The 9,761-nt window shown below is 63.4% G+C and carries 8 protein-coding genes; 3 read left to right on the forward strand and 5 right to left on the reverse strand.

The window, feature by feature from the left end:
• Nucleotides 1–101: 101 nt before the first annotated feature.
• From P9255_RS27190 to P9255_RS27200, 3 genes are all read left to right on the forward strand, one after another.
• Nucleotides 102–341, forward strand: coding sequence for a hypothetical protein (locus P9255_RS27190; protein ID WP_309765444.1), 240 nt, complete (start codon nt 102–104; stop codon nt 339–341).
• Nucleotides 342–415: 74 nt separating this feature from the next.
• On the forward strand, nt 416–1,204 hold the full coding sequence (surE, locus tag P9255_RS27195) for a 5'/3'-nucleotidase SurE (RefSeq protein ID WP_309790737.1): 789 nt from the start codon (nt 416–418) through the stop codon (nt 1,202–1,204).
• A gap of 91 nt (nt 1,205–1,295) precedes the next feature.
• The gene (locus tag P9255_RS27200; protein WP_404980459.1) at nt 1,296–1,721 is read left to right on the forward strand and encodes a DUF2147 domain-containing protein; all 426 of its coding nucleotides are present in this window, start codon (nt 1,296–1,298) and stop codon (nt 1,719–1,721) included.
• A gap of 105 nt (nt 1,722–1,826) precedes the next feature.
• Here the strand turns inward: P9255_RS27200 and P9255_RS27205 are convergent, their stop codons facing one another.
• The 5 genes from P9255_RS27205 to P9255_RS27225 form a co-directional block, all read right to left on the reverse strand.
• Complete coding sequence (locus tag P9255_RS27205; RefSeq protein WP_309764671.1) at nt 1,827–2,243, reverse strand: transposase; 417 nt, start codon at nt 2,241–2,243, stop codon at nt 1,827–1,829.
• A gap of 149 nt (nt 2,244–2,392) precedes the next feature.
• Nucleotides 2,393–3,490 (reverse strand): cell division protein ZapE, encoded by a 1,098-nt coding sequence (gene zapE, locus P9255_RS27210; protein WP_309790739.1) that lies wholly within the window; start codon nt 3,488–3,490, stop codon nt 2,393–2,395.
• 81 nt (nt 3,491–3,571) lie between these two features.
• Nucleotides 3,572–5,002 carry a dihydrolipoyl dehydrogenase gene (gene lpdA / locus P9255_RS27215; RefSeq protein ID WP_309790740.1) on the reverse strand — a complete coding sequence of 477 codons (1,431 nt, stop codon included), beginning with the start codon at nt 5,000–5,002 and terminating at the stop codon, nt 3,572–3,574.
• 87 nt (nt 5,003–5,089) lie between these two features.
• Nucleotides 5,090–6,406 carry a 2-oxoglutarate dehydrogenase complex dihydrolipoyllysine-residue succinyltransferase gene (gene odhB, locus P9255_RS27220; protein WP_309764668.1) on the reverse strand — a complete coding sequence of 439 codons (1,317 nt, stop codon included), beginning with the start codon at nt 6,404–6,406 and terminating at the stop codon, nt 5,090–5,092.
• A gap of 82 nt (nt 6,407–6,488) precedes the next feature.
• On the reverse strand, nt 6,489–9,350 hold the full coding sequence (locus P9255_RS27225) for a 2-oxoglutarate dehydrogenase E1 component (RefSeq protein WP_309790741.1): 2,862 nt from the start codon (nt 9,348–9,350) through the stop codon (nt 6,489–6,491).
• Nucleotides 9,351–9,761 lie beyond the last annotated feature (411 nt).

Raw genomic sequence — 9,761 nt, forward strand, 5'->3', positions numbered from 1 at the left:
CTAAGAATGCGTCGATACGCTTGCCCGACCTCATCATCGACATCAACGCGGCCGCACGGACAAGCGGCGCGCATCGTCATGCAAACACAAGGAGTTCGCTCATGAACCTCCGCGCCAACCTCGCTCCCAGGCGAGTCATCAAGCGGCTGCTCAGCCACCACGAGATCGCGACGCTGCTCCTGCTGCTGCACGCGCCGATCGACGCCATGGCAGCGACGCCCGACGTCGCGTCGCTGCAGGAATACGGCTATGTCGAGATCGTGTCGCCGGACGCGAGCGGCCCGAAAGTGCGCCTCACCGAAGACGGCAACGCCGTGCTGCGCGGTCTCGGCGTCAAATAAGCGGCCCGCTTTTCATCGCGAACTCTGTAATAATCGGTCGATACTTTCACCACCGACCGAAGGAGCGATTCGCGATGTCCGCTATTGAACCCATCGTTCAACGTGTGCTGCTGACCAATGACGACGGCATCGACGCGCCCGGCCTCGCCGTGCTCGAAGCCGTCGCCGCCGAGCTCGCGCACGAAGTCTGGGTGATCGCACCCGAGCACGATCAAAGCGGCACGTCGCATTCCATCAGCCTGCATTCGCCGCTGCGCATCTCGCGCCAGGGCGAGCGGCGCTTCGGCGTGCAAGGCACACCCGGCGACTGCGTCGTGATGGCCGCGCGCCATCTGATGAGAGACGCGCCGCCGACGCTCGTGCTCTCGGGCATCAATCGCGGCGCGAACCTGGGCGTGGAGACGATGTTCTCCGGCACCGTCGGCGCAGCGATGACGGGCCTGCTGCTCGGCCTGCCGTCCATCGCGCTCAGTCAGACGTTCAGCGATCGCGAGAACGTGCGCTGGGACACCGCGCGTGAACTCGCGCCCGGCGCGATCCGCCGGCTGCTTGCCATCTCGCACGACGCGCCCACTTGTCTCAACGTCAACTTCCCCGATTGCGATGCCTCCGCCGCCGGTCCGCTGACCGTCACGCGGCAAGGTGTCGGGCTCGTGGAAGGCATCGACGTGGCGCCGGAAGTCGATCCGCGCGGCATCGATTATTTCTGGCTGCGCTTTCAGCGCGGACCGCGCGAGAATGCCCCCGACAGCGAAACGGCGGTCGTGGCGTCGAAGCGCGTCTCGGTGACGCCGCTGCATTTCGACCGCACCGCCCTGCAGACTTTCGAAACGCTTCAGGCCGGCTTGAAGGGCAACGTCTGAGCGGCTGAAAGCCCTCGGCATCGACGCGCCATCACAAGAACAAGGAGACGACATGACGCATTACATTGGCCGCCTCGGCGCGCGCGTGGTGATGAGCGCGCTCTTAGCGCTGACGGCATCGGCCGCGTTCGCGCAAGCGGCGACGCCGGTCGGCACGTGGCAAACCATCGATGACGCGTCGGGCAAGCCCCGAGCCATCATTCAGATCGTCGACGACGGCAACGGACAACTGGAAGGCAAGGTCGTGCGCGGTATCGGCGAGTTCGATCATCCGGAGCGCCGCTGCACGGCCTGCACGGACGAGCGCAAGGACCAGCTCATCAAGGGCATGACCATCATCACCGGCATGAAGCGCGACGGCGACGCGTGGACCGGCGGACACATCCTCGATCCGGAAAACGGCAAGCTCTACAAGTGCAGGATGACGCTCGAGAGCGGCGGACAGAAGCTGGTGGTGCGCGGCTATATCGGCGTTTCGCTGCTCGGACGCTCGCAGACGTGGCTGCGGCAGCAATGATGCGCGCGACGCGCTTATAAGCGACAAAGCCGGCGAAGACTTCGCGTCTTGCCGGCTTTTGTCTTTCGGGCTACGCGCAAGCGCGTGCCGTCTTTCGAACCGTGTTCAGGCTGCCTGACGCACGGGCGCCTCGACATGCTGCACGCGCGGGACGGCAATCTGCTGCACGACGCCGATGGTTTCCGCCGTCGCGACAGGCATCTCCGCCGGCACGCGCATGCGCGAGGTCATGAGCGCATAGAGCGATTCGCCCGCCGGGCCGAACAGCTGCGTCATCACGCGCAGCAGCACGCCCGACTCATGCCATGCCTTGAAGCGGCGATGGCACGTCTGATAGGACGGATACTTGCGCGGCAGCGTGGACCACGACGCGCCGCTGTACATGACCCACAGCACGCCGTTCAGCACGGCGCGCGTGTTGGCGAGCGGCCGGCCGCGCAATTCCGAACGCGGGCGCAGTTCGGGGAGCAGAGGAGCAACCATCTGCCATTCTTCGTCGGACATGTCGCGGTAGGGCTTCACGGTGTTCTCTCCAATTAGCTGACCAATAACTGGCTAGAACGATACCGAGTGCCTTCCGGCTGGCAAATCAGAGGCATCCGAATCTTGAAAACCCGGCGCGAGCCTTGTGCCGTTTGCCTAACGGCCTAATTTTGATTTCTCGTATTAGCCTAAGTAAGCGATACGTTCACTGTGCGGCGCGGCGCCTCGAGGTATTCCTGCGACTGCATCTCGACGATGCGCGACACCGTGCGCGCGAACTCGTTGGCCATCGGGCCTTCCACATAGAGCTGCTCGGCCGGCACGGCCGCCGACATCAGCAGCTTCACCTTGTGGTCGTAAAACACGTCGATGAGCCACGTGAAGCGGCGCGCTTCGGACGCCATGCGCGGGGACATCTGCGGCACGTCCGAGAGGATGACCGCATGAAAACGGCTCGCCAGTTCCAGGTAGTCGTTCTGCGAGCGCGGCCCGCCGCACAGCGTCGCGAAGTCGAACCAGACGACGCCATCGGCTTTACGCAACGCCTTGATCTCGCGCTTCTCGATATGCAGGATCGGGCTTTCGTCCGGCACGGCCGCGAGCTTCGCGTAGTCCGCGCGCAGCGCCTTGTCCGCCGCCGCGCCGACCGGCCAGTGATACGCCTTCACCTGCGAGAGCGTGCGCTTGCGATAGTCGGTGCCGGCATCCACGTTCAGCACGTCCAGATTGTTCTTGATGAGTTCGATCGCCGGCAGCAGGCGGTCGCGATGCAGCCCTTCGGGATACAGCGTGTCCGGCTCGTAGTTGGACGTCATCACGAACTGCACGCCATTCGTGAAGAGGCGATCGAGCAGGCGATAAAGAATCATCGCGTCGGCGATATCGGAAACGTGAAACTCGTCGAAGCAGATCAGCCGATACCGCTTCGAAATGCGCCGCGCGAGTTCGTCGAGCGGATCGGACTGGCCTTTCAGTTCTTCCAGCTCGCGATGCACTTCCCGCATGAATTCGTGAAAATGCAGGCGCGTCTTGCGCTGCACCGGCACGACCGCATAGAAGCTGTCCATCAGAAAGCTCTTGCCGCGCCCCACGCCGCCCCACATGTAGACGCCGCGCGGCAGATCGGGACGCACGAGGAACTTCTTCAGCGCGTTCGAGCGGCGCGCCTTGTACGCCACCCATTCCTCGTAGCAGCGCTGCAGCCGCGCGACCGCCGCGAGCTGCGCCGCATCCGATTGATAACCCCGCGTCCGCAGTTCGTTTTCGTAGTATTCGGTGACGTTCATCTTCTGCCGTTTGAAAATGACGAAGGCGAGCGGTTGATCCGCTCGCCTTCGTTGCGATGCCTCGATGCCCGAAGCCGAGCGTTACATGTTCAGCGCGCGCTTGTCCACCGCCAGCGCCGCTTCACGCATCACTTCGGACAGCGACGGATGCGGATGGCAGATCCGGCCGATGTCTTCCGACGCCGCCTTGAACTCCATCGCCACGACCGCTTCCGCAATCAGGTCGGACGCGTCCGCAGCAATCACGTGCACGCCGAGAATCTCGTCGGTCTTCGCGTCGGCGATCATCTTGACGAAGCCTTCCGCACGGCCGATGCCCAATGCGCGGCCGTTGGCCATCATCGGGAACTGGCCGGTCTTGATCTCGCGGCCTTCGGCCTTGAGCTGCTGTTCCGTCTTGCCGACCCACGCGATTTCCGGTTCCGTGTAAATGACCCACGGCACGCAGTTGTAGTCGATATGCGGCTTTTGCCCGTCGATGATTTCCGCCACCGCCACGCCTTCGTCTTCCGCCTTGTGCGCGAGCATCGGGCCGCGCACGACGTCGCCGATCGCGTACACGCCCGGCACGCTCGTCGCGCAATGGTCGTCCACGTCGATGAAACCGCGCTCGTTCGCCTTCAGGCCGATGGCTTCAAGACCCAGATTGTCCGTGTTCGGCACGCGGCCGATCGACACGATCAGACGATCCGCTTCCAGCGTCTGAGCATTGCCGGCGTTGTCCGTGTAGGCGATCGACACGCCTTCGCCCGTCGTCTTGACTTCGCCGATCTTCACGCCGAGGTGAATGTCGAGGCCCTGCTTCTTGAACTGCTTCGCGGCTTCCTTCGCAAGCGATTCGTCCGCTGCGCCGAGAAATTGCGGCAGCGCTTCGAGCACCGTCACGTCCGCGCCGAGACGACGCCACACCGAGCCGAGCTCCAGGCCGATCACGCCTGCGCCGATGACGGCGAGCTTCTTCGGCACGGAGTCGAACGACAGCGCGCCTTCGTTGTCGGCGATCAGCTTGTTGTCGACCGGAATGTTCGGCAGATGACGCGCCTTCGAACCCGTCGCGATGATCACGTTCTTCGCCGTGACGACTTCCGTCTCGCCTTCGCCGGACACTTCGATCTGCACGCCGGCGTCCGTCTTGCCGGTGAACTTGCCGTGACCCTTGAGCCACGTGATCTTGTTCTTGCGGAACAGGAACTCGATGCCCTTCGTCATCTTCTCGACGATGCCGTCCTTGCGCGCGAGCATCTTCGATACGTCGAGCTTCACGTCCGACACGGTGATGCCGTGATCGGCCAGGTGCTTCGACGCATTCTCGAATTCTTCCGACGACGCGAGCAGCGCCTTCGACGGAATGCAGCCGACGTTGAGGCACGTGCCGCCGAGCTTGAGCGCGCCGGCCGGGTTCTTCCACTTCTCGATACACGCAACCGTCTTGCCGAGCTGCGCTGCGCGAATCGCCGCGATATAGCCGCCAGGGCCCGCGCCGATCACGACGACATCAAATTCTTTGGACATGACTTTCCTTGAGGTGACTCCGCTTCTGCGGAGACGCGTGACGCGGCGCGCGCGAGCCTATCGCGCGCGCCGGGGCAACGATGCTTCTTACAGATCGAGCAGCAGGCGCGCCGGATCTTCCAGCGCGTCCTTCATCGCGACCAGCGACAGCACGGCTTCGCGGCCGTCGATGATGCGGTGGTCGTACGACAGCGCGAGGTAGTTCATCGGACGGATGACGATCTGGCCGTTCTCGACGACCGGACGTTCCTTCGTCGCGTGCACGCCGAGAATCGCGGACTGCGGCGGGTTGATGATCGGCGTCGACAGCATCGAGCCGAACACGCCGCCGTTCGAGATGGAGAACGTGCCGCCCGTCATTTCATCGATGGACAGCTTGCCGTCCTTGGCCTTCTGGCCGAATTCGGCGATCTTCTTTTCGATGTCGGCGAGGCTCATCTGATCCGCATTGCGCAGGATCGGCACCACGAGACCGCGCGGCGAACCGACCGCGATACCGATATCGAAGTAACCGTGATAGACGATGTCGTTGCCGTCGATCGACGCATTCACGAGCGGGAACTTCTTCAGCGCGTGCACGGCGGCCTTCACGAAGAACGACATGAAGCCGAGCTTGACGCCGTGTTCCTTCTCGAAGCGGTCCTTGTACTTGTTGCGCAGGTCCATGACCGGCGCCATGTTGACTTCGTTGAACGTCGTCAGGATGGCGTTGGTCTGCTGCGATTCGAGCAGGCGCTCGGCGATACGCGCACGCAGACGCGACATCGGCACGCGCTGCTCCGGGCGATCCTTCAGCCATTGATCGGCCGATGCCGGCGCGTTCACTTGCGGCAGCGACGGCTTCGCAGCCTTCGCCGGTGCAGCGGCCGGAGCAGCAGCCTTCGCAGGCGCGGACGCCGATGCCGAAGCGGCGAGCGCATCGCCCTTGGTGATGCGGCCGTCGCGGCCCGTGCCGGACACCTGGTCGGCGGACACGCCCTTCTCTGCGAGGATCTTCGTCGCGGCCGGCGACGTTGCGCCACCCGTGACCGAGCCGCCCGTGGCGGTGGCGGTCGCCTGCGCGTTCGCCGACGACGATGCAACCGCCGGTTCCGCTTGCGGCGCGGGCTTCACTTCGGCGTCGCCGGCAGCGGCGACGGCGGCGGGCGCTGCGCCCGCCGTTGCTTCGGTATCGATCTTCGCGATGATTTCGTCGGCGGTGACGATATCGCCGTCATGCTTGATGACTTGCGCGAGCACGCCGGCGGACGGCGCGGGCACTTCGAGGACGACCTTGTCGGTTTCGATTTCGATCAGGATTTCGTCCTGGGCGACAGCCTCGCCCGGCTTCTTCTTCCATTGCAGCATGGTCGCTTCCGAGACCGACTCGGAAAGCTGGGGAACCTTGACTTCTACGATAGCCATTTCTGTATTGTCCTAATGCGTGTCTGTGTGTACGAGCATCGGGACCGGCGCACGCTTCGCGCGCCGGTCCCGGTCAGGCAGATTACTTCGCGATGGTCTGCGCACCCTTCAGGCGGCCGAACGCGCCTTCGATCAGCGCCTTCTGCTGCTCGTAGTGCTTCGCGTAGTAGCCGACTGCCGGCGAGGCCGAAGCGGGGCGGCCGCTGTAGGCGAGCTTCATCCCTTCCTTCATGCCTTCACGCAGATGGTGCTCGATGTAGAACCATGCGCCCTGATTCTGCGGCTCGTCCTGCACCCAGACCACTTCGGTCGCGTTCTCGAACTTCTTGAGTTCCGCGTCGAACTGCTTGTGCGCGAACGGATACAACTGCTCGATACGCACGATGGCGACGTCGTTCGCCTTCGCTTCGCGGCGATGCGCGACGATGTCGTAATACACGCGGCCCGAGCAGCAGATCACGCGCTTGACCTTCTTCGCCTCGATGGTTTCGTCCACTTCGCCGATGACCGGCTGGAACGAGCCCTTCGCCAGTTCCGACAGATCGGACACGGCTTCCTTGTGACGCAGCAGCGACTTCGGCGTGGCGATGATCAGCGGCTTGCGGAACAGGCGGATCATCTGGCGGCGCAGCAGGTGGAAAATCTGCGCGGGCGTCGTCGGCTGGACCACTTGCATGTTGTGATCCGCGCACAGTTGCAGGAAGCGCTCGATGCGCGCCGACGAGTGCTCCGGACCCTGGCCTTCGTAACCGTGCGGCAGCATCATCGTGAGACCCGAGACGCGGCCCCACTTCACTTCGCCCGACGAGATGAACTGGTCGATCACGACCTGCGCACCGTTCACGAAGTCGCCGAACTGCGCTTCCCACGCGACGAACGTGTTCGGCTCGGCGGTCGAATAGCCGTACTCGAAGCCGAGCACCGCTTCTTCCGACAGCACGGAGTCGATCACGGTGAACTTGGCCTGACCGTCCGCGATGTTCTGCAGCGGAATGTAGGTGCCGTCGTTCCAGCGCTCGCGGTTCTGATCGTGCAGAACGGCGTGGCGATGCGTGAACGTGCCGCGGCCCGAATCCTGGCCGGTCAGGCGCACCGCATAACCCGATGCGACCAGCGACGCGAACGCGAGATGCTCGCCCATGCCCCAGTCGAGCTTCGCTTCGCCACGGCCCATCGCGCGGCGATCGTTGATCACGCGCTCCACGAGCGGATGCAGCTTGAAGTTCTCGGGAATCGTCGTGACACGCTCGGCAAGGCGCTTCAGTTCGGCGAGCGGGACGGCCGTATCGGCGGCGTCGGTCCACTTGCGGTTCAGGAACGGCACCCAGTCGACCGCGTACTTGCTCTTGTAATTCGAGAGCACGGGATCGATGGTGTGATGGCCTTCGTCCATCGCCTGACGGTACGCCTTCACGAAGTTGTCGGCGTCTTCGGCGGTGATCACGCCTTGCTGCACGAGCTTTTCAGCGTAGACGGCGCGCGTGCCCGGATGCTTCGCGATGGTCTTGTACATCAGCGGCTGCGTGACGGCCGGCGTGTCCTGCTCGTTGTGGCCGAGCTTGCGGAAGCAGATGATGTCCACCACCACGTCCTTGTGGAACTTCATCCGGAAGTCGATCGCGAGCTGCGTGGCGAGCACGACGGCTTCGGGATCGTCGCCGTTCACGTGCAGCACCGGCGCCTCGATCATCTTGACGACGTCCGAGCAGTACAGCGTCGAGCGCGAATCGCGCGGGTCCGACGTGGTGAAGCCGATCTGGTTGTTGATGACGATATGCAGCGTGCCGTGCGTGCCGTAGCCGCGCGTCTGCGCGAGGTTCAGCGTTTCCATCACGACGCCCTGGCCCGCGAAAGCCGCGTCGCCGTGAATCTGCACCGGCAGCACTTGCAGGCCTTCTTCGTCGCCACGACGATCCATGCGCGCCTTCGCCGACCCTTCGACCACCGGGTTCACGATTTCGAGGTGCGACGGATTGAACGCGAGCGACAGGTGAACCGGGCCGCCTTCGGTCGAGACGTCCGACGAGAAGCCCTTGTGGTACTTCACGTCGCCGGCCGGGAGGTCATCGACGTGCTTGCCTTCGAATTCGGCGAAGAGGTCCGCCGGCATCTTGCCGAGCGTGTTGACCAGCACGTTCAGACGGCCGCGGTGCGCCATGCCGATGACGATTTCCTGCACGCCGTTCTTGCCCGCGTGACGGACGACTTCGTCCATCGACGCGATGAAGCTCTCGCCGCCTTCCAGCGAGAAGCGCTTCTGGCCGACGTACTTGGTGTGCAGGAAACGCTCGAGGCCTTCGGCGGCCGTCAGGCGATTCAGGATGTGCTTTTTCTTCTCGTTCGAGAAGTTCGGCGTCGAGCGGATGGACTCGAGGCGCTCCTTCCACCAGCGCTTCTGCTCGGGATCGCTGATGTACATGTACTCGGCGCCGATCGTGCCGCAGTACGTGTCGCGCAATGCCTTGACGATCTCGCGCAGCGTCGCGCGCTCGAAACCGAAGTACAGGTTCGTGGCGCTGAACGTCTGGTCCATGTCGGCTTCGGTGAAGTCGTAGAACGCAGGCTCGAGTTCGGGGATATGCGGACGCTCGCGGCGCTTGAGCGGATCGAGATTGGCCCATTGCGAGCCGAGGAAGCGATATGCGCCGATCAGGGACTGAACGTAGACTTGCTTGCGCGCGGTGGCGAGATCTTCCGTTGCACCTTCGCGCGGGAGGAAGCCATTGGACTTCGCGCGCTGGGCGAAAGATTCGACGATGGGGCCGTGGGCCACGTCGTTGTGGTTGGTGCCGTCCGATGCGGGTACGTTTTGCAACGCATCGAAATAGGCTCGCCAGGTCTCGGGCACTGACGCGGGATTATCGAGATATGCCTCGTACAACTCTTCGACGTACGGAGCATTACCGCCGAACAAATAAGAGTTCGACTGGAATTGCTTCATCATTTTACGCTCACCTTTCTTCGAGTTTCTCGAGGAAGTGCGGGTTACGAAACCTTCCGCGACACGGCCTGACCGTTTAGCGGATTGCGCGAATCAAGTCTGCTTGGAAGGACCTAAAAAGCGACAGCTAATCTGGGTAGCATAGCACAGAACCATTCGTCATATGACCGGTGGTCGCACCTTCACTCTCGTCTTCGCCCTTGCGCAACGGGCATTTGCGGGCGTTTGTCCGCGATGCAAGGGCGCATGCTGCCGATGTTTAGCGGCTGCCGCCGGACAAACTTTAGGCGCTTGCATGACGATCTGCGGCGACTAAACGCAAAAGCCGCCCGAAGGCGGCTTTTGCTTCTTGCTGCGGCTGCGGCTGACGCTGCGTGCGCTTAGTCGGCAGCGGCCTCGCGGCTCGCGCGACGG

The organism is Caballeronia sp. LZ019 (assembly GCF_031450825.1).
In the GTDB taxonomy this organism is placed as follows: Bacteria; Pseudomonadota; Gammaproteobacteria; order Burkholderiales; family Burkholderiaceae; genus Caballeronia.

Bases quoted from the DNA above. Each gene is read 5' to 3' on its own strand.
- zapE (WP_309790739.1), bottom strand. From the start codon at position 3,490: ATGAACGTCACCGAATACTACGAAAACGAACTGCGGACGCGGGGTTAT.
- odhB (WP_309764668.1), bottom strand. From the start codon at position 6,406: ATGGCTATCGTAGAAGTCAAGGTTCCCCAGCTTTCCGAGTCGGTCTCG.
- surE (WP_309790737.1), top strand. From the start codon at position 416: ATGTCCGCTATTGAACCCATCGTTCAACGTGTGCTGCTGACCAATGAC.
- lpdA (WP_309790740.1), bottom strand. From the start codon at position 5,002: ATGTCCAAAGAATTTGATGTCGTCGTGATCGGCGCGGGCCCTGGCGGC.
- P9255_RS27225 (WP_309790741.1), bottom strand. From the start codon at position 9,350: ATGATGAAGCAATTCCAGTCGAACTCTTATTTGTTCGGCGGTAATGCT.
- P9255_RS27190 (WP_309765444.1), top strand. From the start codon at position 102: ATGAACCTCCGCGCCAACCTCGCTCCCAGGCGAGTCATCAAGCGGCTG.
- P9255_RS27200 (WP_404980459.1), top strand. From the start codon at position 1,296: ATGAGCGCGCTCTTAGCGCTGACGGCATCGGCCGCGTTCGCGCAAGCG.